General features: G+C 51.7%; 24 protein-coding genes and 3 tRNA genes. 22 read left to right on the top strand and 5 right to left on the bottom strand.

Features of this window, described 5'->3' with window-relative positions; all coding sequences use genetic code 11:
- Positions 1-995: YeaH/YhbH family protein (locus tag ACUVOF_RS20700; RefSeq protein ID WP_447046127.1), on the top strand; the 995-nt coding region annotated here is incomplete at its 5' end.
- A gap of 43 nt (positions 996-1,038) precedes the next feature.
- Positions 1,039-2,607: a SpoVR family protein gene (locus tag ACUVOF_RS20695; RefSeq protein ID WP_447046126.1), complete on the top strand. Its 1,569-nt coding sequence runs from the start codon at positions 1,039-1,041 to the stop codon at positions 2,605-2,607.
- A gap of 60 nt (positions 2,608-2,667) precedes the next feature.
- On the opposite strand, the gene ACUVOF_RS20690 is transcribed toward ACUVOF_RS20695, so the two are convergent.
- Positions 2,668-2,982 carry a high-potential iron-sulfur protein gene (locus ACUVOF_RS20690; RefSeq protein WP_113270034.1) on the bottom strand — a complete coding sequence of 105 codons (315 nt, stop codon included), beginning with the start codon at positions 2,980-2,982 and terminating at the stop codon, positions 2,668-2,670.
- 274 nt (positions 2,983-3,256) lie between these two features.
- Between ACUVOF_RS20690 and ACUVOF_RS20685 the strand changes: the two genes are divergently transcribed.
- Together ACUVOF_RS20685 and ACUVOF_RS20680 are read left to right on the top strand one after the other, a co-directional pair.
- Entirely contained in the window at positions 3,257-3,532 is a 276-nt protein-coding gene (locus ACUVOF_RS20685) for an Lrp/AsnC family transcriptional regulator (protein ID WP_008958975.1), read from the top strand.
- 80 nt (positions 3,533-3,612) lie between these two features.
- Positions 3,613-4,473, top strand: a complete 861-nt coding sequence (locus ACUVOF_RS20680; protein ID WP_447046131.1) for a DNA/RNA non-specific endonuclease — start codon at positions 3,613-3,615, stop codon at positions 4,471-4,473.
- Positions 4,474-4,567: 94 nt separating this feature from the next.
- Here ACUVOF_RS20680 and ACUVOF_RS20675 read toward each other — a convergent pair.
- From ACUVOF_RS20675 to ACUVOF_RS20665, 3 genes are all read right to left on the bottom strand, one after another.
- Positions 4,568-4,654, bottom strand: a tRNA-Leu gene (locus ACUVOF_RS20675).
- Positions 4,655-4,699: 45 nt separating this feature from the next.
- Positions 4,700-4,786: transfer RNA gene (locus ACUVOF_RS20670), tRNA-Leu, on the bottom strand.
- A gap of 112 nt (positions 4,787-4,898) precedes the next feature.
- Positions 4,899-4,985: transfer RNA gene (locus tag ACUVOF_RS20665), tRNA-Leu, on the bottom strand.
- Positions 4,986-5,234: 249 nt separating this feature from the next.
- On the opposite strand from ACUVOF_RS20665, the gene rnr reads away from it, so the two are divergent.
- The 9 genes from rnr (at position 5,235) to ACUVOF_RS20620 (ending at position 13,261) form a co-directional block, all read left to right on the top strand.
- On the top strand, positions 5,235-7,682 hold the full coding sequence (gene rnr, locus ACUVOF_RS20660) for a ribonuclease R (protein WP_447046125.1): 2,448 nt from the start codon (positions 5,235-5,237) through the stop codon (positions 7,680-7,682).
- Between the two features lie 2 nt (positions 7,683-7,684).
- Positions 7,685-8,470, top strand: coding sequence for a 23S rRNA (guanosine(2251)-2'-O)-methyltransferase RlmB (rlmB, locus tag ACUVOF_RS20655; protein ID WP_447046124.1), 786 nt, complete (start codon positions 7,685-7,687; stop codon positions 8,468-8,470).
- 245 nt (positions 8,471-8,715) lie between these two features.
- Entirely contained in the window at positions 8,716-9,093 is a 378-nt protein-coding gene (gene rpsF, locus ACUVOF_RS20650) for a 30S ribosomal protein S6 (RefSeq protein ID WP_447046123.1), read from the top strand.
- A 33-nt stretch (positions 9,094-9,126) separates the two neighbouring features.
- Complete coding sequence (gene rpsR, locus ACUVOF_RS20645; protein WP_008958980.1) at positions 9,127-9,354, top strand: 30S ribosomal protein S18; 228 nt, start codon at positions 9,127-9,129, stop codon at positions 9,352-9,354.
- A gap of 12 nt (positions 9,355-9,366) precedes the next feature.
- Positions 9,367-10,218, top strand: a complete 852-nt coding sequence (locus tag ACUVOF_RS20640) for a hypothetical protein (RefSeq protein ID WP_447046130.1) — start codon at positions 9,367-9,369, stop codon at positions 10,216-10,218.
- A 15-nt stretch (positions 10,219-10,233) separates the two neighbouring features.
- Entirely contained in the window at positions 10,234-10,680 is a 447-nt protein-coding gene (rplI, locus tag ACUVOF_RS20635; RefSeq protein ID WP_113270038.1) for a 50S ribosomal protein L9, read from the top strand.
- Positions 10,681-10,940: 260 nt separating this feature from the next.
- Positions 10,941-12,329, top strand: a complete 1,389-nt coding sequence (gene dnaB, locus ACUVOF_RS20630) for a replicative DNA helicase (protein WP_113270039.1) — start codon at positions 10,941-10,943, stop codon at positions 12,327-12,329.
- Positions 12,330-12,482: 153 nt separating this feature from the next.
- The gene (locus ACUVOF_RS20625; RefSeq protein WP_113270040.1) at positions 12,483-12,776 is read left to right on the top strand and encodes a hypothetical protein; all 294 of its coding nucleotides are present in this window, start codon (positions 12,483-12,485) and stop codon (positions 12,774-12,776) included.
- Between the two features lie 182 nt (positions 12,777-12,958).
- Positions 12,959-13,261 carry a DUF6482 family protein gene (locus tag ACUVOF_RS20620; RefSeq protein WP_008958985.1) on the top strand — a complete coding sequence of 101 codons (303 nt, stop codon included), beginning with the start codon at positions 12,959-12,961 and terminating at the stop codon, positions 13,259-13,261.
- Between the two features lie 15 nt (positions 13,262-13,276).
- On the opposite strand, the gene ACUVOF_RS20615 is transcribed toward ACUVOF_RS20620, so the two are convergent.
- On the bottom strand, positions 13,277-13,675 hold the full coding sequence (locus ACUVOF_RS20615) for a thiol-disulfide oxidoreductase DCC family protein (RefSeq protein ID WP_447046122.1): 399 nt from the start codon (positions 13,673-13,675) through the stop codon (positions 13,277-13,279).
- Positions 13,676-13,849: 174 nt separating this feature from the next.
- Here ACUVOF_RS20615 and hemH point away from each other — a divergent pair, with 174 nt between their 5' ends.
- From hemH to ACUVOF_RS20570, 9 genes are all read left to right on the top strand, one after another.
- Positions 13,850-14,929: a ferrochelatase gene (gene hemH / locus ACUVOF_RS20610; protein ID WP_447046121.1), complete on the top strand. Its 1,080-nt coding sequence runs from the start codon at positions 13,850-13,852 to the stop codon at positions 14,927-14,929.
- A 235-nt stretch (positions 14,930-15,164) separates the two neighbouring features.
- Positions 15,165-17,528 (top strand): putative monovalent cation/H+ antiporter subunit A, encoded by a 2,364-nt coding sequence (locus ACUVOF_RS20605; protein WP_447046129.1) that lies wholly within the window; start codon positions 15,165-15,167, stop codon positions 17,526-17,528.
- Positions 17,521-17,952, top strand: coding sequence for a Na+/H+ antiporter subunit B (locus ACUVOF_RS20600; protein WP_113270044.1), 432 nt, complete (start codon positions 17,521-17,523; stop codon positions 17,950-17,952). Before ACUVOF_RS20605 ends, ACUVOF_RS20600 begins: the two co-directional genes overlap by 8 nt.
- 18 nt (positions 17,953-17,970) lie before the next feature.
- Entirely contained in the window at positions 17,971-18,318 is a 348-nt protein-coding gene (locus tag ACUVOF_RS20595; RefSeq protein ID WP_113270045.1) for a Na+/H+ antiporter subunit C, read from the top strand.
- The gene (locus ACUVOF_RS20590) at positions 18,315-19,922 is read left to right on the top strand and encodes a Na+/H+ antiporter subunit D (protein ID WP_447046120.1); all 1,608 of its coding nucleotides are present in this window, start codon (positions 18,315-18,317) and stop codon (positions 19,920-19,922) included. Before ACUVOF_RS20595 ends, ACUVOF_RS20590 begins: the two co-directional genes overlap by 4 nt.
- On the top strand, positions 19,919-20,392 hold the full coding sequence (locus ACUVOF_RS20585) for a Na+/H+ antiporter subunit E (RefSeq protein WP_447046119.1): 474 nt from the start codon (positions 19,919-19,921) through the stop codon (positions 20,390-20,392). The genes ACUVOF_RS20590 and ACUVOF_RS20585 overlap by 4 nt, the downstream gene beginning before the upstream one ends.
- The gene (locus ACUVOF_RS20580; protein WP_113270048.1) at positions 20,392-20,661 is read left to right on the top strand and encodes a monovalent cation/H+ antiporter complex subunit F; all 270 of its coding nucleotides are present in this window, start codon (positions 20,392-20,394) and stop codon (positions 20,659-20,661) included. Before ACUVOF_RS20585 ends, ACUVOF_RS20580 begins: the two co-directional genes overlap by 1 nt.
- Positions 20,654-21,058: a monovalent cation/H(+) antiporter subunit G gene (gene mnhG, locus ACUVOF_RS20575; protein ID WP_113270049.1), complete on the top strand. Its 405-nt coding sequence runs from the start codon at positions 20,654-20,656 to the stop codon at positions 21,056-21,058. Before ACUVOF_RS20580 ends, mnhG begins: the two co-directional genes overlap by 8 nt.
- A 241-nt stretch (positions 21,059-21,299) precedes the next feature.
- Positions 21,300-22,694 (top strand): DASH family cryptochrome, encoded by a 1,395-nt coding sequence (locus ACUVOF_RS20570; RefSeq protein ID WP_447046118.1) that lies wholly within the window; start codon positions 21,300-21,302, stop codon positions 22,692-22,694.
- The last annotated feature ends 110 nt before the right edge of the window (positions 22,695-22,804 follow it).

Here is a 22,804-nt window from a genome sequence, read left to right as displayed (position 1 = left end):
GTGGTTCGGGGGAAGGGGGGGCCTCTAACCAGGGAGAAGGCGTCGATGAGTTCGCCTTCACCCTGAGCCGTGAAGAGTTTCTTGAGTTTGTTTTTGACGGACTGGAGCTGCCGCATCTTCAGCGTAAGCCGTTAAAATCGTTGGAAGAGGTAAAAATGGTACGGGCAGGGCTCTCCCGCGACGGCGTGCCTTCTCGAATTAGTATTACCCGTTCGATGCGTGAGGCCTATGCTCGGCGCATAGCGATGCGAGCGCCTATCAAGCGGGCACTAAAAGAAGCTCAAGAATTGCTGAAAACCGAGGAGAAAAAAGATTCGGTGCTGCGTAACCCTGCCCGTATTGCCGAACTGAAAGCAGAGATTGAAAGGCTTGAGAAGCGTATTGCAGGCGTGCCGTTTATTGATACCTATGACTTGCGCTACCACCAACTCAGCGCACAGCCGCAGCCCTCCAACCAGGCGGTGATGTTTTGCGTTATGGATGTTTCGGGTTCGATGACCCAGAACCACAAAGATATCGCTAAGCGCTTTTTCCTCCTGCTCTACCTGTTCTTGGAGAAGCACTACGAGAAAGTCGAACTGATATTTGTACGTCACCATACGGCTGCTCGTGAAGTAAGCGAGGAGGAGTTCTTTTATTCACGAGAAACCGGCGGCACGATTGTTTCCAGTGCGCTGAACCTGGTGAATAAAATTATCGAAAAGCGCTATCCCGTGGGGCAATGGAATTTGTATGTGGCACAAGCTTCCGACGGCGATAATTGGGACGACGATTCTAATATTTGTCGCGATTTGCTGGTCAAACAACTAATGCCGCAGTTGCAATACTATGCCTACGTTGAGATTACGCCTCACGACCATCAATCGTTATGGCATGAGTATGAAAGTGTGGTCGATGAGTTTCCCGAGCGCTTTGCTATGCGACAAATTGTGGAGGCGGGCGATATTTATCCGGTCTTTCGTGAATTGTTTAAGCGCCGCTTAAGCCAGTCCTAGTGACCTGTGTAGAGGCTAGTAACCGCGTGTAGAGGAGTGGGCTATGAGTGCGACCCGCAAGCGCAAGCCGATTGCCACTGGCTCCGATTGGAACTTCAGTGTACTGGAACGTTTTGATGCGGAGCTGGCCAGGCTCGCCGATGAGTATCGGCTGGATACCTATCCCAACCAGATAGAAGTGATCACTACCGAGCAGATGATGGATGCCTACGCCAGCGTAGGGATGCCTGTTGGCTATCATCACTGGTCGTTTGGCAAGCAATTTTTAGCCGTTGAAGGCGCTTACAAGCGTGGTCAGATGGGCTTGGCTTATGAGTTGGTTATCAACTCTGACCCATGCATTGCCTATTTGATGGAGGAGAATACGCTAATGATGCAGGTGTTGGTAATGGCCCATGCCTGCTACGGTCATAACTCTTTCTTCAAGGGCAACTACCTGTTCCGAACCTGGACCGACGCCTCTTCAATTGTTGATTATCTGGTGTTTGCGCGTAAATATATTGCCCAATGCGAAGAGCGTCACGGCGTGCAGGCCGTTGAGCAATTGTTGGATGCTTGTCACGCCCTACAAAACTATGGCGTTGACCGCTATAAACGCCCTTCACCGATTTCTGCCGAAGAGGAGGCGAAACGTCAGGATGAGCGAGAAGCTTATCTGCAAACCCAGGTGAATATGCTGTGGCGCACTATTCCAGAGGCACCTGTCGGGGAATCATTGCAGGAGCATGATAACCAGCATAGCGATGATGACCCGTTGGGTTTACACGACGGAGGCCATTATCCTTCGGAGCCTCAGGAAAACCTACTTTACTTTATTGAAAAAAACGCGCCGCTGCTGGCGCCATGGCAGCGTGAGATCGTGCGTATTGTACGTAAACTGGCACAATACTTTTACCCTCAACGGCAAACCCAGGTAATGAATGAGGGTTGGGCGTGCTTTTGGCATTACACATTAATGAATCGGCTCTACGACGACGGTAATGTTGACGAGGGACTGATGCTTGAGTTTTTGCAGTCCCATGCGGCGGTCATTAACCAGCCTGGTTTTGACAATCCTCAGTTCAGTGGGATTAACCCTTATGCGCTAGGCTTTGCGATCTTTATGGATATCAAGCGCATTTGTGAATCCCCTACCGATGAAGATCGAGAGTGGTTCCCAGATGTGGCGGGCTCTCCATGGCGTGAGACGCTGGAGTTTGCGATGCGCAATTTCAAGGATGAGTCATTTATCCAGCAGTTTTTATCGCCGAAGGTAATGCGTGATCATAAGCTGTTTTTAATTGTCGATGACGATCAGGCGGAAACGCTTGAAGTGGCGGCGATTCATAACGAGCAGGGCTATCGGCAGGTCCGCGAAGCGCTTGCCACCCAGTATGCACTCTCAGTCCGCGAACCTAATATCCAAGTGGTCGAAGCGGCTATCCGCGGAGACCGTTCATTGACGCTTCATCACGTGCAGGATAGCCGCCGTCCGTTAGGGCGCAGCGTTTATCCGGTCATTCGCCATTTACAGCAACTGTGGGGGTTTCCTGTTCATCTTGTCTCTTTAGAAGAGGGGCGGGTGACGCGGCGTTTCCATTGGCCGATAGAGGACGAAAAGGCGCCGTCTTGAATGCAACTACCCCGCGCAATGCGCGGGGTAGTTAGTAACAGCTAATCAATTGCTAGTTGTTTAAGCTTGTGCCGTCCAGGATTGGCACCAGCCACCAGGCTCTACGCTGTTTCCGGGGAACAGCTGACAGCCTTCCGTTTCTTCAACGAAGAACATGCAGTTGTCGCAGCGTTCGCCCTCTTCATAAGCCGGATGATCACTGGCTTCGCTGGCGTCTTCTACGTAGTTAAGTGCTTGGGCGTTGCTTGAGGAAGGGTCAAGGCGCGGCAGCTCTTGGGCGAAAGCAGTCTTGGAAAGAATACCAGCACCCAGTGGAAGTGCCGCAAGGCCCAGCATGCTGTTGCGCATAAAGTCACGACGGCTTTTATTAGCCATGATTTCTCCTTATCGTCACGGTCTGACGTTTGGTCACGTTTAGCGGGTGGTTGTCCACCTCTTAATACTGCGAATAATTTTACTAACTGGCGTTTCTACGACATCCATCAATTACATGCTAGCGGATGTACAAAGGTTGTGCGAATACCCCAGTCGGTATAGCGACAATTGGTCACGCTGGCGTTGAGTGGTGCCCCCACTAACGGGTCGCTGTTATACTCTGCACAGCCTAGATACTACTTTTTAGTTACTATTTTTTCTTAAGGGTCGCGCTATGCAAAACGCAGTCATTTTAATCAATACCGATAAAGGCCAGGTGAAAGCCGTGGCCGAGCGCCTAGCCGATGTAGAAGGCATTAGCGAAGTTTACTCTACCTGTGGCCGCTACGACTTGGTGGCGATTGCTCGCACCCGTGATTTTGAGAGCTTGGCTGAGCTAGTGACTGAGCGCTTAAACGCGGTTGAGGGGATCAGCGATACTGAAACCCTGAATGCTATGCAGGTTCACTCCCGCCATGATCTAGAAACGATGTTTTCACTCGGTTGGTAGTGTGAACCGCTTTTGCCTCCACATTATAAGAGTGAATAACACAATAGGCGCTCGTTAGCGCTAGCCAGGGAGTAAGAGTGTTGGGAACATCGCTTTCGAGCTGGCGTCGGCAAGGTCGGCGCTTTGGTATTGCCGTGCTGTTTGTTGTGGTTGGGACGGGCCTTTGGGAGTTTCAGGAGCGTCAACATAAAGATGCCTACACCTGGATGGGGGTGCCTACCTGGGAGGAATTTCGTCCTACCACGATGCATCGAGTGCTGCGTAATGATGGCTATTTAGTGGGCTGGTCTGATGTAAGAGTAAACCCGCTGTGGGTAAGCTATCAGGTGGAAGCGGTGGATGATTCTAGCATCGGCCCCCGACCTAATTTTCAAGCCGATTGGCGCACGCTATGGCCTGTAGGAACTGACAGCTACGCGAGCAGTGGCTACGATCGAGGTCATTTAGCACCTAACTACGCAATCGCCGCCGTGCATGGTCGTAGTGCCCAGGTCGACACCTTCTTAATGAGTAATATGTCTCCTCAGCGGCCCAATCTAAATCGTCAGCTCTGGCAGCGGTTGGAGGAGTCGGTGATGGATCACTTCGCGCCGCGCTTTGAACGCCTGCAGGTAATAACAGGGCCCATCTTTCCAGAACACTTTATGGATAACGTGTTTAATCGGGTAGGTCTGGTCGAAGTCCCCGAAGCGTTTTATAAGATTATCGTCGCCCCGCATAGCGAAGCGCCGTTAGCGCTGGCGTTTATTATGCCGCAGGACGTGCGCGGTAATGAGCCATTGGATGATTACTTGGTAACGATCGATGAAATCGAAGCGCGCACAGGGCTTAACTTCTTCCCAGCGTTAACGACGGAAGTGGAGTCTGTGTTGGAAGGAGAGCTTCGCTTACAGGGATGGGCGCTTGAAGAAGTGGCACGACGCCCAGGGCGGTTCCAATAAAAAGGGAGATATCAATAAACAGAAAAAATAAGAGGGGGATGGCTTAAAACAATTGAAAGATCGTCACAATGATGCGGGCGGGCCATGTTAAACATGGTGCCCAGGAGAGGACTTGAACCTCCACATCCATACAGATACTAGCACCTGAAGCTAGCGCGTCTACCAATTCCGCCACCTGGGCGCATCATTTACAGCTGAGATGAACTACTTGTCGTTTGTGTTCGTATGGTGCCCAGGAGAGGACTTGAACCTCCACATCCATACAGATACTAGCACCTGAAGCTAGCGCGTCTACCAATTCCGCCACCTGGGCGAACACAAACCATTTACTACGATAATGCTATTGACTACGTTCTTACAATCACGTTCTTACAATTGCTTGGCACCGCACTGATTATATAAAAAGGAAATCCTATAAAACAGTATGGTGCCCAGAAGAGGACTTGAACCTCCACGTCCATACGGACACTAGCACCTGAAGCTAGCGCGTCTACCAATTCCGCCATCTGGGCAATTGGCGCGTATAATACCGGGGTGATGCTTAAATGCAAGACCCTGAACTCGGTTTTTATAAAGCAAATTGTATAAACAATGTCTAAGACGGTTGGGTGATTGAACGTGCAGCGCTATACTGCGCCTATGACTAAACAAAACCCTATTCATTTCAGCTTTCCAAACACTGAAACCTCCCGCCCGCAACGCACCGCGTATGCGCTTTTTTTATGCCTCTCGCAAATGACGCCATTAAGGATGTTGCTCGTATGAAGTATTGGACGTTAAGTGATGATCCCCATGCCGAGCGCGAGGCGCATAAATATGGTAATCCCGCGCCAAGCCGGGAGTATTTGCTTGCTGCCTTAGAGGCTTACGGTAAGCCAATTACCCATGAAAATATGAGCCGCATGCTGGGGCTGGAAGATGAGGAGCTCATCGAGGCTGTCAGGCGCCGTTTGGCGGCGATGGAGCGCGATGGGCAAGTGTTGCGTGATCGTCGGGGCGCCTATGCGTTAATCGACAAGCTGGATCTGATCAAAGGCAAAGTGCTTGGGCACCGCGATGGATTTGGCTTCCTGCTACGCGATGATGGTAAAAAGCCAGACTTGGTATTGCCGCCGCGCCAAATGCGGCGTGTTTTTCATGGTGACCACGTATTGGCGCGGGTTAGTGGGCGTGATCGCCGTGGCCGTGATGAGGCGACGATTGCCGATGTGATTGCACGCAACACCCAAACCATCGTTGGTGTTTACCGCAGTAATACCCCTGAGTTCGGTATTCTTATTCCGGAAAATCCGCGCATTACTCAGGAAGTGATTATTCCGCATAGTGCTTGCGCCGGCGCTAAGGATGGTCAGGTGATTTCGGCTAAAATCGTCCAGCAGCCAGCTACCCGTGTGCAGCCGGTGGGCGAAGTGGTCGAAGTGCTGGGCGAGCGCATGGACCCTGGTATGGAAATTGATATTGCGATTCGCAGCTACGATATTCCTGCTGAGTTTCCGCCTGAAGTCCTCGACCAAATTGCCGGTATTTCCGCCGAGGTACTGGAAGAAGATAAGCAGCACCGCGTTGACCTGCGCGATGTGCCGCTGGTCACCATCGATGACGAGTCCGCCAAAGACTTTGACGATGCGGTATGTGCCTGGAAAACCAAATCTGGCAGTTGGAAGCTGCTCGTCGCCATTGCGGACGTTTCCCACTATGTACGCCCTGGTACACCTCTTGACGATGAAGCGCGCACTCGGGGGAACTCGGTTTACTTCCCCGGTCAAGTGGTGCCCATGCTGCCGGAGCTGCTGTCCAACGGGCTCTGTTCGCTGAATCCCCATGTGGATCGCTTAGTCATGGTGTGCGAGATGAATATTTCGCAAACCGGTGCGATTAGCCGCTACCGCTTCTACGAAGCCGTGATGAATTCCCACGCTCGCCTGACCTATAACAAGGTGGCCGCGATTCTCGACGAGAAAAGCGAAGAAGGTGAGGCGCTAAGGGCAGAGCACAGCGAGCTGGTTAAGCCGCTAAAAAATCTGGAAGAACTTTACTACTTGTTGCGTGAAGCGCGTGCCGAGCGTGGTGCGATCGATTTTGATACTACTGAAACGGCGATCATCTTTAATGATGAACGTAAGATTGAAAAAATCGTTCCACGCAGCCGTAACAATGCTCATAAGCTGATTGAGGAGTGCATGCTGGCTGCCAATGTGGCGACCGCACGCTTCCTGGACAAGCATGATTTGCCTGCGCTTTACCGTATCCACGAGCGGCCGACGCCGGAAAGGCTTGATAAACTGCGTCTGTTCTTGAATGAGTTAGGCCTTGCGGTCGGCGGCGGTGATATGCCCACACCACAGGACTACCAGGCACTACGAGAAACGATTGCCGACCGCCCTGATTTCGATATTATCCAGACGGTGATGCTGCGCTCGATGAATCAAGCGGTCTATTCGCCACAAAATGAGGGTCACTTTGGCTTGGCCTACCAGGCCTATGCCCATTTTACCTCACCGATTCGTCGCTATCCTGATCTGCTGGTACACAGGGCTATCCGCTCGGTTATCCGTGGTCCGCGCCAGACCAACACGGTACTTCGTGTCGAAGGCGCGCCGGTTGAGCCGCCGAGCAAGTGGTGCCCGTATACCTTCGAACAGATGCTTGAGCTAGGTGAGCACTGCTCAATGACTGAACGTCGCGCTGATGAAGCCACGCGTGATGTAGAAAGCTGGCTGAAATGCGAATTTATGTCTGACAAATTGGGCGAAACGTTCGATGGCACCATTGCCTCGGTCACTCAGTTTGGTCTGTTTGTGCGTCTGGATGAGTTCTTCGTGGAAGGCTTGGTGCACGTCACCTCGCTGCCTTCGGATTACTACCACTACGAAGCCGAGAAGCACCGCCTTAAAGGCGAGCGTACCGGTACGACCTATCGTTTGGGCGATGGTCTTACTGTTCAGGTGGCGCGAGTCGATATGGATGACCGTAAGATTGACTTCGGTCTGGGGGATGAAAAACCTCGTCCACGTCGCCAGCCGCGTAAGAGCCGCGGTGGTGAAGAGGGCGCTAAGGCCAATGCCGGGGGTTCCAAGACTTCTAGCGCCAAAGCTTCTAATACCAAAGGTACTGGTGACAAGCCGTCCAAGAGTGAGAAGCCCGCTACGCGTCGCGGCCCACGCCGCACACGGAACGGCCCACGCAAACCATCACCGAATAAGGGCTGAGCATGAAGTCGGCGTCGTCTCGGAGGGGGGCCAAGACCCCTGATGGTCTGGATCAGGTGTATGGCGTTCATGCATTGCAAAGCCTGTTAGACAGAGGGGAAGCGCCCCGCGAGTTGTGGGTGCAGCAGGGGGCAGGCAATCGCTTAAAAGAGGTGGTTGCTCAGGCTCAGGCACATGGGGCTCGTGTTAAAGAGCAGCCGCGAGATTTGCTCGATCAGCTAACCCAGGGTGCGGCTCATCAGGGAGTGGTGGCCTTTTGTCCGCCGTTAACTCCTGAAGGTGAAGAGTCGCTCTGGCTTAAGCTACGCGCCTGGCCCTCTTCTACACCACCGCTGTTGCTGATACTAGATGGTGTGACGGACGTGCATAATTTTGGCGCCTGCCTGCGCAGCGCGGATGCCGCGGGTGCGCATGGTGTGATTGTGGCGAAAGATAAAGCCGCACCGCTTAATGCAACGGTACGCAAAGTTGCCTGTGGTGCTGCCGAGGTAGTGCCTGTTTATCAAGTGACCAACCTGGCGCGTACGCTTGCTAAGCTAAAAGATGCGGGTGTCTGGATAACGGGCACGGCAGGCGAGGCTGAGGCTAGCGTGTTCGATATTGATATGACCGGCCCTACTGCATTGGTCATGGGGGCAGAAGGCAAGGGCATGCGGCGCTTAACCCGCGAAGCGTGCGATAACCTAGCCAAGCTACCGATGGCGGGAGAGGTCTCCAGTCTAAACGTGTCGGTGGCCACCGGTATTTGCTTGTTTGAGGCAGTCCGCCAGCGCCAGCTTGCAAGTTAAACGTCTTACTACTAAGATACACGCGCCCGTTTGTCTGCAAGCGGGCGTTAGCTGTGAGAACTGGTAGTTGAAACAGTAATTGAAACTGTCGTTGTAAACAGTTGATGAAATAAAAGTTCTGTTTGATGCCCCTAGCCGTTTAGTGCGGTGGCGGAGCACTTCAGTTAACTCCTTGCTTCCTTGTCGTCGTTTATTGCCTTTAGCAGTAGCACACAAAGGAAGCTGTCAAACCGCAAGGAGATCCCATGCGTCATTACGAAATCGTGTTTATGGTCCACCCGGATCAAAGCGAGCAGGTGCCGGCGATGGTTGAGCGCTACACCAGCATCGTTACCGAAAACAGCGGCACTGTGCACCGTCTAGAAGATTGGGGCCGTCGTCACTTGGCTTACCCGATCAACAAGATCCACAAAGCCCACTACGTGCTGATGAACGTCGAATGTACCGGTGAGACCCTCGAAGAGATCGAGAATATCTTCCGTTTCAACGATGCCATCATCCGCAGCTTGGTTGTTCGCTGCAAAGAAGCTGTCACTGAAGCTTCCCCGATGATGAAACCGGCAGAAGAAAAACGTCCGCGTCGCGAAGAAAAACCGCGCGCTGAAGAAGAAGAAACTGCCTGATTTTATTCACTGCACGTTTTAAGGAGCTAGTCCATGGCACGTTTTTTCCGTCGCCGTAAGTTTTGCCGCTTTACCGCTGAAGGCATCAAGCAGATTGATTATAAAGATCTGGATACGCTGAAGGCTTACATCACCGAAACCGGCAAGATCGTTCCAAGCCGTATTACCGGCACCAAAGCACGCTATCAGCGTCAGCTAGCGACCGCTATTAAGCGTTCACGCTATCTGGCACTGCTGCCCTATTCCGATAGCCACCAGTAAGCGTTTAACGTGATGCTGGCGCTAGCCCGATGGCTAATGCGTGGTACGCCTTATGCTGCTGGCGGGGCGGCCCTAGCAACGCTAGTGCCTTGGTTGTTCTGGTTAGGAGCAGCTATCGCCGCCTTGGTGACTCTACGCAAAGGGTTCGTGCCTGCGCTGCCGGTCATCATTGCAGCAGCGCTGCCGGCTGGTTGGTGGTGGGCTCAGGGTGATGTGATTCCGCTTGCTAGCATACTGCTGGTAACGCTGATGGCCGTTATTCTTCGTGAGAGGATGCGTTGGGGTGAAACCTTGATCGTGGGGACGTTGGTCGCCGCCGCCATGGTTCAACTTGGCATCTTCAGCCCGCCAGGCGGCACTGAGCTAATGCTTGAGCAGTTGCGTGAAGGTTCAGAAGAGGTGGATCGCATGCTCACGGAGTTTGCCAATCAGGGCTACGATACTCAAACCATCGCCATACTGGTGGTGGGTGGGGTTACCGGGCTTGTTGTGCTGTTAGCAGCGATAGTGTGTTTGGCACTTGCGCGGAGTTGGCAAGCTGGGTTGTATAACCCAGGTGGCTTTCGCGAAGAGTTTCACGCACTGCGCTTAACCCCTAAAGAACTGGCCGTGTTGGTCGTCATTGGGGTAATCGGCATGCTGCTAGGCGCTCATGCGTTGGCGATGCTTGGCTGGATTCCGCTATTGGTAGCTGGCGTTGCGTTAGTGCACGGGTTTATTGGATTAAAGGGGATGAACGGGCTGTGGCTGGTAGCATTTTATGTGCTGCTAATCACGACCTGGCCCACGATTCTCATTGTGCTGCTGTTGGGGCTGATTGATACATTCGCGAACGTTCGCGCACGCCTTGCCCGCAGCAACTGACAAGAGGTTTACGAGATGGAAGTCATTCTGCTCGACAACATTGGTAAGCTGGGCGGCCTGGGTGACAAGGTCACTGTAAAGCCTGGTTATGGTCGTAACTATTTAGTGCCTTACGGCTTAGCCGTTCCGGCCACTAAAGATAATATCGAAGCATTCGACGCACAGCGTGCTGAACTCGAAGCACAAGCCGCTGAGCGTAAGGCAGAAGCCGAAGCGCGCGCTGAGCAACTGAATGACATCGAACTGTCTTTGGTTTCTAAAGCTGGCGACGAAGGCAAGCTGTTCGGTTCTATTGGTCCGCGTGATTTGGCTGACGCCATTTCCTCTGCTGGCATCGATGTTGCCAAGAGCGAAGTGCGTATGCCGAATGGTCCGATTCGTCAGACTGGCGAATATGACATCGACCTTCACTTGCACGCTGAAGTGAATGCGGTTGTACGCGTTGTGGTAGTGGCAGAGTAACTGACGACGTAACGTCGTTGTTTGCTGCACTAGCATGACCGCCTCAAAAGGCGCGGGTTTCCCCGCGCCTTTTGTTATTTCTGACGCCTGTGTTTATCGGTGTTTGTGCTGGATAGTGTCATAAAACCGTCCGGACTATTAAGGTTTGGCGTTTTCAGACAACGTCTAGATTGATGGTGATGTCGGTGGTGGAACTCTCTCGCTCCGACTAAGATACCTCCTCTTCAATGACTACGCTGTAATGTTTAAAGGAGCTCGTTATGCAGGACCAGCCTTCTGCTGATACAGAAACGGCAGCGCTAAAACTGCCGCCGCACTCTCTGGAGGCGGAGCAGTCGGTATTGGGCGGGCTCATGCTAGACAACCAAGCCTGGGATAACGTCTCAGAACGGCTGGTTGCTGATGATTTTTATCGTTATGAACACCGGTTAGTGTTCAATGTGATGATCCATCTGGCTGAAGCCGGTCAACCATTAGACGTGGTGACACTTTCCGAAGCTCTGGAAGCACGTGACCAGTTGGATACGGTAGGTGGGTTGGCGTTTCTGGCTGAGCTTGCGCGCAACACGCCCTCCGCCAGTAATATTCGTGCCTACGCCGATATCGTTCGTGAGCGGGCAACACTACGTAAGTTGATCCGTGCGGCTAATCAAATTGCAGATAGTGCTTTTTCTCCCCAAGGTCGTCCTGCGGATGAACTGCTTAATGAAGCTGAGAGGTTAGTATTCCAGATTGCCGAGGAACGCCCTAAAACCGGCGGCCCTATTGGTATGAGCGATCTATTGACCAAAGCCGTCGATCGCATTGATGAGTTGTTCAACCTAAAGGGCGAAATGACCGGGCTTTCGACCGGTTTCCGTGACCTGGACGAAATGACCACCGGGCTACAGCCGTCGGATATGGTGGTCATCGCCGGGCGTCCTTCAATGGGTAAAACAACCTTCGCCATGAACCTGGTAGAGCATGCCGTCATTTCCAGCGACAAGCCTGTCATGGTGTTCTCGATGGAGATGCCAGCAGAATCGCTCATGCTTAGGATGCTGTCATCTCTGGGCAGGATTGACCAAACGCGTGTGCGCACAGGGCAGTTGGAAGATGAGGATTGGCCGCGCTTAACTTCCGCGGTCAACCTGCTCAAAGACAAGCAGCTGTTTATCGACGACACCGCGGCATTGTCACCTAACGAAATGCGCTCCAGGTTGCGCCGTGTGGTGCGTGAACATGGCAATATTGCGCTGGTGATGATCGATTATCTTCAATTGATGCAGATCCCAGGCTTTAGCGAAAACCGCACCGGTGAGATTTCTGAGATTTCGCGCTCATTAAAAGGCTTGGCGAAAGAGTTTAATTGCCCCGTGGTGGCACTTTCACAGTTGAACCGCTCGTTAGAGCAGCGACCTAATAAGCGGCCGGTGATGTCGGATCTACGTGAATCGGGCGCCATCGAGCAGGACGCAGACGTTATCGCCTTCGTTTATCGCGATGAGGTCTATAATCCAGATAATCCCGATAACCAGGGAATCGCGGAATTAATTATCGGTAAGCAGCGTAATGGTCCCATTGGCACGGTGCACATGGCGTTTATCGGCAAATATACCCGCTTCGAAGATCTGGCCCCCGATAGTTACGGTGAAGCTTTTGGTGACTAGGTTTTTAATGGCTAGGTTTTTAATGGCTAGGTTTTTAGTGGCTAAGTTTTTAATGGCTAAGTTTTAAATGACAGGCGAGTGATGAGTCGTTTGAGGGTGGGGAGTAAGCTCGTATAATGCCTCACCCACGATGTGCAAAAACGGGAGTAGCAAATGGCAGGTGGATTTCGGCGCGGTAATCGGCAGCGTCTTCCTAAGTTAGAAGGACGTGGTGAATTGGAATCGTTAGAGCGAGAAGGTCCTTTTAAGGAATGGTTGGGTATGCCGGATCTGTATCGCTATCATTTGGTGGTGGAGGGCGAGAAGTATAGCTATCAAACCGAAGATGGGGAGCTGCCTGTCGCTGTAGGAGACAAGGTTGTGTTTCGCTATAAAGAAACCAAAGGCGGTAATTGGATTGACCGTAATTCGCTTGGCAAAGCCATTGATCCCTCTGAATACCAGTGAAAAAAAATTTCTTGACCCTTCGGTCAGGAACTCTCTTGCGCTGTTGCTTTCCTAGTAGTTGAATACAACTTGAAGGTTGTATTTTAGTGTCGTCACGACACTGCAATAACAAAGCAACAGAAATGTCATCGGGTGCAGCCATGCTGGGCCCTAATGGCATATACGAATAACAGGAGTGAACCATGGAACTGAAGGATCTTAAACAGTTTGTCGCCAGTCACGACAACTTTGAAATTCGCGTCATTACCCATTCGGGTAGTCGCTTTTATCAAGTAGAGCTTGAAGATGTAGAGGGCGAGCGCCATATGCTGATGCAACGCTCTAAGCCGATGTTATTTCGCTCGCTGGATGATGCTTATATGGAACTCAAGCGGGCCGGCATTCATCGTGCTTACTTAGTTCAACACGTGCCACACGATGAAGTGATTGGTCGCGATGCGCACTACAGTGAGCCCCTGACATCGCGTATGCCGCTTGTTTTTTAACATTATGCTTTCCCTTTAACGTTTCGCCTGACGCTTTTCCCACCATTGTCCAAGCTTAATTCGGCGACGGGCAAAAAAACGGTAACCGGCATTCATAACGCCGCGTATTCCCGGTAAGCACGGAATCTTCACCAGCCGCCGGTAGCCCAATACTGCATAGAGGGCACGGCTGGCATCCATACCGATATACCATTCTCCCTTGCTGTCTTTTAAATGTAGCTGGCCCATCATCGCGTTAAATTCCTGCCCATATGCTTGGGGGTTAAAGTCCGTGGCCTGAATATCTACCAGCGTAATATGTTCCCGATGACGATGCTTTTCTAGCCACGCCACTTCTTGCTGGCAGAAAGGGCAATGGCCATCATGAAACAGTGTGACGGGTGGTGAAGCTTGCAGCGGTGTGTAGCGACTCATCATGACTCCTTATTAGCATCGCTTTGGTCCAAAGGCTTGGACATGAATTGGCCTGTAGTTATACAAATGATGTCGATAGTATAACTTTATGCCGCCGCTTTGACGAAAAGTGATAGGATTTAGCCAGTTTATAGTGATTGTGATTAATATCGTAATTTTCCAGGAGCAAGCGTAATGACCGAGAATGTCGTCAAGGATCACCCGGGCGAGGGCCGCTTGGCCCATGCACCCAGCGATCATCCCGCCGTGCCTCGTGCCAAAGTGGGTGTTGTGCTAGCCAACTTGGGAACCCCGGATGCCACCGACTATTGGTCAATGCGCCGTTACTTAAATGAATTTCTTTCTGATAAGCGTGTGGTCGACTATGCCGGTTGGAAATGGCAGCCGCTGCTACAGCTAATTATTTTGACTAAGCGACCATTTTCATCGGGCAAGGCGTACCGGGGAATCTGGAATAATGAAAAAAACGAAAGCCCACTATTGACGACCACCCGTGCTCAGACCGAGAAGATGACCACTCGGTTGAAAGCCCTTTACGGTGACGATGTCGAAGTCGATTTCTGTATGCGCTACGGTAATCCCTCTACGGAAAGCGTACTGACACGATTAAAAGAGAAGGGCTGCGAGCGAATCGTCTTTTTCCCGCTCTACCCACAGTACGGCTCACCAACCACGGCAACGGCGAATGATCAGGCGTTTCGCACCCTGATGAAAATGAAGTGGCAGCCTTATATTCGTACGGTGCCCGCTTATTTCGAACATCCTGCTTACATCCAGGCGTTGGCCAATTCAGTGCAAGAGGCCTACGACGGTTTTTCTACTCGACCTACCAAGCTGGTTGCTAGCTACCATGGGGTTCCCGAACGCTACCTGTTGGAAGGCGACCCTTACCATTGTCAGTGCCAGAAAACCACACGTCTACTGCGTGAGAAGCTTGGCTTCAGCAAAGAGGAGGTGGATACGGCCTTCCAGTCACAGTTTGGTCCTGAGAAGTGGGTCGGCCCGCAAACTGTTAATCACGTAGCGGAACTCGCCAAGCAGGGACATAAACATATTGCGATTATGTCGCCGGCCTTTTCGTCAGATTGCGTCGAAACTCTGGAGGAGATAGAAGAGGAAATACGCGATAGCTTTATGGAGGCGGGCGGTGAAACGTTTAGCTATATTCCATGCCTGAACGACCGAGACGACCATATCGAAGCGCTACTAGACGTTATCAACAATGAATTAGCCGGTTGGTTGCCGGTTGCCTAGCCTGTAATACCCTCTTTCCCCCAGAAAGTAGCTACTACTAGCCGCTAGACGATTTTAATCGCTAGCGGCTGTTTGCGTTTATGAGTTTGGCTAGCCTGTCAAAACTAGCTGTTATAAGGTGTACAACTTTGGAATCACATTTCTTCAACGCTTAAATGCCAGTGGCAAGGTAGAGTGCCTGGTATTCACCTCGACTTGAAGGGTGAGCCTTTCGTCATTTTGGAGGTTTCGCTTGATACAGTTCGCCGTGTTAATGGGCTTCGTACTGGCCGCATTGTCGCCTGTGTTGAACCGCTGGTTTGGCCAGCGTACCAGCCTTTTTTTGGCCCTGTTTCCTGCTGCGCTAACGGTGTGGCTGTTACTCCAGGCGCCGGAAGTTCTTGAAAACGGTCGCTTACTCTTCGAGTGGCAGTGGGTGCCTTCTCTTGGAATCAGCCTTTCTTTTCTGTTGGACGGTTTATCGCTGCTCTTTGGGCTATTGATTACCGTGATGGGTGCCTGTGTGCTGGTATATGCCGGTGGGTACCTAAACAATCACCCTGACCTTCCACGATTTCATTTTGCTCTCGTCGCCTTCATGGTCTCCATGCTGGGGCTGGTACTCGCCGATGGGCTTTTTACGCTATTTATTTTCTGGGAACTGACCAGCATTACCTCCTATCTGCTGATTGGATTTAACCACGCTGACATCAATGCTCGCAAGTCAGCGCGGCAGGGCTTATTCGTCACTGTCGCCGGTGGTTTGGCATTAATGGCAGGGCTATTGCTGCTTGGAATTGCGAGTGGAAGCTGGTCGCTGGCGGATATTCTTAGCCAGGAAGCCGATTTGCGCGAACACGCGCTCTACACCCCTATGTTGATCTGCTTGCTGCTGGGGGCATTTACCAAGTCAGCTCAGTTCCCGTTCCACTTCTGGTTACCCAACGCAATGGCGGCGCCTACGCCAGTTTCGGCCTATTTACATTCCGCCACCATGGTGAAAGCCGGTATTTACCTGTTGGCGCGCCTGCATTCGGAGCTGGGCGGCACGGCCCTATGGGTTGGAATCCTTTCCGTCGTAGGTGCGACCACGATGCTGGTCGGTGCATTTTTAGCTATTCATCACACCAATATTAAAAAGCTGCTCGCCTACTCGACTATCATGGCGCTGGGCACACTCACCATGCTACTGGGCATCGGCACCGAGTACGCGATGACGGCCTTCGTCACTTTCCTGTTGGCGCACTCGTTGTATAAAGGTGCGCTGTTTATGGTCGCCGGTATTCTTGACCATGAAACCGGCACCAAAGACGTTACTCAGATGGGCGGGCTGCGTTCGGTGATGCCGCTAACGGCGACTATCGCCATGGTTGCCGCACTTTCTCTTGCAGGGGCGCCGCCGCTGGTTGGTTTTATAGGTAAGGAGCTAATGCTTGAGTCAGTGCTCGGCGCTGATAGCTTTCAAATACTGCTAGTGCTATTTGCCTTTTTTGCCTCCGTCTTAACGATTGCCGTTGCCTTTATTGTGGCGTTGCGCCCGTTTTTCGGTAAACGTCACCATACCCCGAGCGAGCCCCATGAAGCGCCTATCAGCATGTTGATAGGCCCTGCCTTGCTTGCACTGGGGTCGCTACTGTTGGGTTTGCTACCGTCAATTTTAGGTGCAAACGCGCTGCTGACGGCGGCGGCGACCTCAATTTCTGGTCAAACCATCGAGGTGGCGCTGTCGCTTTGGTACGGTGTTAATGTCGCTTTGATAATGTCGATCATTAGCGTTGGTTTTGGCTTTCTACTCTTTAAACGTTGGGACAGTGTGCGTGCCAAGCTTTCTATATTGGCACCGATCATGCGCCATGGACCTGAAGCAGGCTATGAAAGCATGATGAACGGCATCGTTCAGTTCTCTGAATGGCAGACGCGGCTGTTGCAAAACGGCTATATGCGCAACTACATCCTGGTGATGTTAGTCACGCTCATTGCGCTCATTGGTAATTCGATCTTACTGCGTCATTCGCCAATATTTACCTTTGAACTTGATGTTCGTTTCCACGAGGTGGTCGTGGCGGGCACCATGGCGATGGGTGCACTTTTTGCCACAACGACTCGTTCACGTCTTGGGGCGGTGGTATCTGTTGGGGTGATGGGTTTTTCCATTGCGTTAATTTTTATTCTGTTCAGCGCGCCTGATTTGGCGATTACCCAATTATTGGTGGAAACCCTCACGGTGATTTTGCTGGTGCTCGTGTTGTTCCGGCTACCACGGTTCTCTAATCTATCGACCAATCTTGAGCGTATACGTGATGGTTCCGTAGCCGCTATGGTCGGCATTTTGATCTGCCTACTGATTATGACGGCGTGGAGCATTCAACAGTTTGAGCCGATTTCAACCTATATGATCGAGAACAGTGCACCGTTGGCCCATGGCCGCAATATCGTCAACGTTATTTTGGTCGATTACCGCGCTCTGGATACGCTTGGTGAAATGTTCGTGCTGGCACTCGCAGCCATTGGCGTTATCGCCATGCTCAAGTTGCGTCAGGGTGAATCACGTCATGAGGAAGGCAGCAGCGGCAAAAGCGACACGAGCAGCAAGGTAGCCAAGGAGCCTTACGATGGTTAAGTCAGGCACGATTATTCTCAATACAGCCGCTCGATTTTTGATGCCGTTGCAGTTGCTTTTTTCGGTATTTTTGTTGTTGAGAGGGCACGATGAACCCGGCGGTGGTTTCATTGCCGGGTTGGTGGCGGCGGGGGCGTTTACCCTCTATCTATTTGCCTTTGGTGTGAGCGCTACCAAAGAAGTACTGCGAATGGTCGATCCCCGCGATCTGATTGGCGTTGGCCTGCTGCTGGGGATGGTCTCAGTGGTTCCCGCTTGGTTTATGGGCCAACCTTTTTTGACCGCTCAATGGTGGACAGTGCCGGTCATTGACTTTAAAGCCTCTACGCCGCTGATTTTTGATATTGGTGTCTATTTTGCTGTGCTCGGTTCTGTCACCGGCATGGTAATGACGCTGATGGAGGTTGATAAGGATGAACCGTGAGTTAACAGGAGGCTTCGTATGGAACCATTAATGGCATTGGCCATTGGCCTGCTGTATGCGACGGCTATTTTCATGATGCTGCGTCGCTCCATTGTCAAACTGGTCATTGGTTTGATGCTGCTCTCTAACGCCGCCAATTTGCTGATATTTACCACGGCGGGTATGACGCGGGGAGCACCGCCGTTGATTGCAGAAGGCATGATGCAGCCACCTAGCGGTGTCGCCGACCCCTTACCCCAAGCGGTAGTGCTAACGGCGATCGTGATTGCCTTTGGGGTGCTTGCGTTTGCGGTGGTATTGATTCGACGCGCCTACGAAGTCGTTAAAGCCGATGATCTCGATAAGATGAAGGATACGGACACGTGAGGCCTGAAGTCGCTCTTCCCGTCCTCTTACCGTTGCTGTCAGGAGCCATCTCGTTATTGTTTTGGCGCTCACGGCCTATGCAGCGCTTTGTGGCTGTGGCGGGCAATATTGCGTTATTAATTGTCAGCTTGTGGTTGTTTGTCTCGACCCTGTCGGATGGCTACGTCACTATGCAAATGGGCAGTTGGCCAGCCCCGTTTGGGATTACCTTAATTGCCGACTTGCTGAGTGCGGTGATGGTATTAATGACCGCGATTATCGGCTTGGCAATGGGGATTTACTCGTTGGCGACGACTGGCCGTGGCCATGAAAAATTTGGTTATTATCCGTTGATGCACCTGCTGCTTGCCGGGGTGATGGGGGCGTTTCTAACCGGCGATATCTTTAACCTTTATGTATGGTTTGAGGTGATGCTGGTGGCTTCGTTTGCGCTGCTGATTCTGGGCGGTGAGCGCGCACAAATGGAAGGCGCGATTAAGTACGTTACCTTGAATTTGCTGGCATCGGTCATTTTCTTGTCGGCTGTGGGACTGCTCTACGGGATGGTAGGGACGCTCAACATGGCGGATATAGCATTACGCATTGATGAGGCGGAACACACTGGCATGGTTGAAGTGTTAGCGGTCATGTTTATGGTCGCTTTCGGGATTAAAGCAGCGGCTTTTCCGTTGTTCTTTTGGCTGCCAGCCTCTTATCACACGCCACCGGTGGCAGTTTCAGCCTTATTTGCCGGGCTTCTCACCAAGGTAGGCGTTTATGCAATGTTCCGCGTCTTCACATTAATCTTCGATCAAACCATGGGCTATCTTCAGGATATTATGCTCTGGGGCGCGGTTTTTACCATGGTAACGGGTGTTTTAGGCGCGGCAGCTCAGTATGAGTTCAGGCGCATTTTGTCATTTCACATTGTCAGCCAGATTGGCTACATGATCTTGGGGCTGGCATTATACACCCCCTTAGCGATAGCCGGTGGCGTGTTTGCGATCGTCCATAACATGGTGGTGAAGACCAACCTCTTCCTCATTAGTGGTATCACCCATCGTCTGCAGGGCACCTATCAACTTAAAAAAATGGGAGGGTTGTATCGGGAGCGCCCTTGGCTCGCCGTTGCGTTCTTCGTGTCTGCCTTTTCACTGGCGGGTGTGCCGCCGTTATCAGGCTTTTTTGCCAAATTTGTGATTGTGCGTGCCGGTTTAGAAATTGAAGCCTATGTTGTGACCGGTATCGCGCTGGCTGTTGGGTTTATGACGCTCTATTCCATGGTGAAAATCTGGAATGAGGTGTTTTGGAAATCTCTCCCTGAAGATAACCAAGTGCCTGAAACCGCCACGCCGCTGGGTGACGATGGGCGGCTGTTAAAGCCAAGCCTGTGGATGATGTATTTGCCGGTGATGGTGTTGGCCCTCTGTTCTTTAATGATTGGAGTGCTCGCCGAGCCTATCATGTGGGTGATGATGGCTATTGGGGAACAATTGCATGAGCCTTCTGGGTATGTAGAAGCCGTTCTGGGTGCTTCAGCGAGTGCTGACGAGGTGCTACTGGAACCCGCCGCTGCTACTGCAGATGAAGAACCCGAAGTTGAAGCCGGGGAGATGACGCCATGACCGGTGCAATTTGGAATCTGTTGCTAGGGCTTGCATGGGTATTCTTAAGCGGTGATTTTAGCGGCTTGAATCTCCTTGTCGGGTTAATATTTGGCTATTTCACGCTGGTATTGATTGAACCTCAACTCGATTCTTTGAAGGGCTACCCAGCGCGAATACCCCGCTTCATCGGCTTTATCGGTTTTTTTCTTAAAGAATTAATCCAAGCCAACTTACGTGTGGCCTTCGATATAGTAACCCCGCCTTGGCATATGAAACCTGGTGTGATTGCTATGCCACTTTCTGCCCGCACTGAAATGGAAATTACCCTGGTGGCTAACCTGATTTCATTGACACCCGGCACGCTGAGTTTGGATGTGTCTGATGACCGTAAGGTCTTGTATATTCATGCAATGTTTTTAGACAATGAAGAGGAACTGCGGAGCAACTTAAAAGAGATGGAACACAGGGCTTTGGAGTTGTTTCGTTAATGGATATCGTCATTTTAATAAGCCAAGTCATCATGAGTTTGGCGCTTATTCTTACTTTTGTTCGTGTGGTGCGCGGCCCCAGCTTACCTGACCGTGTGGTTGCTTTAGAGCTCTTTTCTACCACTGTGGTGGGATTAGTGGGTGTATACGCGATTAAGTCAGACGTTGCTAGTTTTCTGGATGCCGCTATTGTGATCGCTTTGATGGGGTTCTTGGCGGCGATTGCATTTGCACGCTTTTTGGAAAGAGGAGGCCCGCGCGATGATTGACTTTATAAAAGGCACGTTAATCATCGGCGGTGCTCTGTTTATATTGCTTGCCTCGATAGGGCTGCTGCGGTTGCCTGACTTGTTAACCCGCATGCATGCGACCACCAAGGCTGCGGCGTTAGGCGTCATCTTGATTATGTTGGCGGCTGCTATGCATTTTGCTGAAGTGGGCATTGTCGCCCGGTCATTTGCCATCATTGTTTTTATTTTGATGACCGCACCGGTGGCTGCGCATGTCATTGGTCGAGCCGGTTACTTTGTAGGCTCAAAACTATGGAGCGGCACGGTGAAGGATGAGTTGCGACCTAATTACGATCCGTTAACCCATGAACTAAAGAGTGGCCTGGAAACCCAAGAAAACGCCAAGCGTCAGCCAAGGGAGACAGATCCCGATTAGGATCAGCTAGAAAAAGCGAGACACAGCGAAGATAGTGAGATTAACCATTATTGAGCCACCTACGGGTGGCTTTTTCATGCCTGACGGTTAAGAAAACCCGAGATTGTTGTACAAGTAATTGGCTTAAATAATGTACAATAATTGTACGGCATAAAGTGGATAGTTCATGTTTATTGTGCTGGAAACCCATGTAGGGAGCATAAAAGTAGCGAGTATTAAAGCGCCCTAAGGAGGCACGAGCATGAACAGCATGATTAACATAGTGTGGCTACAAGACGATCTGCGTATTGCTGATAATCCTCTTTTACACTTCGCTGTTCCCCCTAGCCACCTGCTGTGCCTTTACGTTGTCGATGAGCAGTGGTTTGCGCCATTAATTGACGGTGAGCTGACACCGCGTATTGGGCCCGCACGCTTACGCTTTTTATGGCAAAGCTTGATGGAATTGCGCGGCGAGCTATTGCAGCGTGGCAGTGACTTGCTAGTACGGATTGGCAAGCCCAGTGACGTTGTGATTGAGCTGGCGGATTCGCTTAATGCACGACAAGTACGTGTTGCCGAGCATGCTGGCGTTGAAGAAAATGCTAATATTCAGAGGGTTTCCCAAGGTCTGCCCAGTCAAACGACATTTGAATGCATGGAGGGTGGACGGCTGTTGGCCCGTCAATCGTTACCTTTTGAGCGTGAGGCGTTGCCTGAAAGCTTTTCTGCTTTTAGACGCAGCGTTGAGCAAGCATGCACGGTGCCCAGCAGTCGCTGTGCTCCTATAACGCTGCCCCCTTGGCCTGATGCGCCAAGAGGTTTTCCTCCCCTAAAAGCCGTATGCGAACAGAGCGCTACCTGGCAGCCAGATAACCGCCAGGGTTACGTGTATAGAGGCGGTGAATCAGCGGCACATGCGCGCCTGAACGACTACTTGTGGCGTATACAGGGAGCGGCAACTTATAAAAAAACCCGCAATGGTCTACTGGGCGCTAATTTTTCAACCCGTGTTTCTCCCTGGCTTGCCCGTGGCTGCCTGTCGGCACGCCAAGTCAATGATGCGGTGAAGGCTTGGGAAGCGGAGTATGGCAGCAGCGAATCGAGCTATTGGATTACGTTCGAACTACTTTGGCGGGAGTATTTTATCCGCGCTGCCGAATTGGAAGGGCCGAAAATGTTTGGCTCTAGACAGCCTGCCAAGCCATGTGCCGCTTTCAATGCTTGGCGCAATGGCACTACCGGGTTGCCGTTTGTCGATGCGGCAATGCTGGAACTTCGCTATACGGGTTGGCTTTCCAATCGCGCCCGGCAGAACGTGGCCAGCTTTTTGGTTAACGATCTAAAAGTAGATTGGCGGTTGGGCGCTCTATGGTTTGAGCACTGCTTGATTGACTACGATGTTGCGACTAACTGGGGCAATTGGCGCTATATTGCTGGGATAGGGCGCGACCCACGTCAGGACCGTTATTTGAATGTGCTAAAGCAGGCGAGCCACTACGATCCCAAGGGGCTTTATGTTGCTCACTGGCTGAAGCCGCTCGCCAATCTTCCCTATGGTGCAAAGCGTCACCAGCCTTGGCGAGCCTATCCTTTGGCGTTTGAGGCGCCTTGTGTCGAGCCTAAGCAGTGGGAGCGATGGTTGATTCCTCTCTAAGCGATAGGAATATCAAGCCCGACGCTCGGGTTGGATAGCGCAATAGGTTAATTGCCAACACTGAACAGCCGTGAGGGCTGGTATCTACGACTTTTCTAGGCCATCATCCC

The organism is Vreelandella sp. H-I2 (genome assembly GCF_052959335.1).
The sequence above is the reverse complement of the archived record's forward strand: the minus strand, read 5'-3'. Positions and strand labels throughout refer to the sequence as shown.

Coding starts and splice junctions, on each gene's coding strand:
- rlmB (WP_447046124.1), top strand. CDS start 7,685: ATGAAGTCGGCGTCGTCTCGGAGGGGGGCCAAGACCCCTGATGGTCTG.
- dnaB (WP_113270039.1), top strand. CDS start 10,941: ATGCAGGACCAGCCTTCTGCTGATACAGAAACGGCAGCGCTAAAACTG.
- ACUVOF_RS20695 (WP_447046126.1), top strand. CDS start 1,039: ATGAGTGCGACCCGCAAGCGCAAGCCGATTGCCACTGGCTCCGATTGG.
- ACUVOF_RS20570 (WP_447046118.1), top strand. CDS start 21,300: ATGAACAGCATGATTAACATAGTGTGGCTACAAGACGATCTGCGTATT.
- ACUVOF_RS20690 (WP_113270034.1), bottom strand. CDS start 2,982: ATGGCTAATAAAAGCCGTCGTGACTTTATGCGCAACAGCATGCTGGGC.
- hemH (WP_447046121.1), top strand. CDS start 13,850: ATGACCGAGAATGTCGTCAAGGATCACCCGGGCGAGGGCCGCTTGGCC.
- ACUVOF_RS20640 (WP_447046130.1), top strand. CDS start 9,367: ATGCTGGCGCTAGCCCGATGGCTAATGCGTGGTACGCCTTATGCTGCT.
- rplI (WP_113270038.1), top strand. CDS start 10,234: ATGGAAGTCATTCTGCTCGACAACATTGGTAAGCTGGGCGGCCTGGGT.
- ACUVOF_RS20620 (WP_008958985.1), top strand. CDS start 12,959: ATGGAACTGAAGGATCTTAAACAGTTTGTCGCCAGTCACGACAACTTT.
- ACUVOF_RS20615 (WP_447046122.1), bottom strand. CDS start 13,675: ATGAGTCGCTACACACCGCTGCAAGCTTCACCACCCGTCACACTGTTT.
- rnr (WP_447046125.1), top strand. CDS start 5,235: ATGAAGTATTGGACGTTAAGTGATGATCCCCATGCCGAGCGCGAGGCG.
- ACUVOF_RS20685 (WP_008958975.1), top strand. CDS start 3,257: ATGCAAAACGCAGTCATTTTAATCAATACCGATAAAGGCCAGGTGAAA.
- ACUVOF_RS20625 (WP_113270040.1), top strand. CDS start 12,483: ATGGCAGGTGGATTTCGGCGCGGTAATCGGCAGCGTCTTCCTAAGTTA.
- ACUVOF_RS20585 (WP_447046119.1), top strand. CDS start 19,919: ATGACCGGTGCAATTTGGAATCTGTTGCTAGGGCTTGCATGGGTATTC.
- mnhG (WP_113270049.1), top strand. CDS start 20,654: ATGATTGACTTTATAAAAGGCACGTTAATCATCGGCGGTGCTCTGTTT.
- ACUVOF_RS20580 (WP_113270048.1), top strand. CDS start 20,392: ATGGATATCGTCATTTTAATAAGCCAAGTCATCATGAGTTTGGCGCTT.
- ACUVOF_RS20600 (WP_113270044.1), top strand. CDS start 17,521: ATGGTTAAGTCAGGCACGATTATTCTCAATACAGCCGCTCGATTTTTG.
- rpsR (WP_008958980.1), top strand. CDS start 9,127: ATGGCACGTTTTTTCCGTCGCCGTAAGTTTTGCCGCTTTACCGCTGAA.
- ACUVOF_RS20595 (WP_113270045.1), top strand. CDS start 17,971: ATGGAACCATTAATGGCATTGGCCATTGGCCTGCTGTATGCGACGGCT.
- rpsF (WP_447046123.1), top strand. CDS start 8,716: ATGCGTCATTACGAAATCGTGTTTATGGTCCACCCGGATCAAAGCGAG.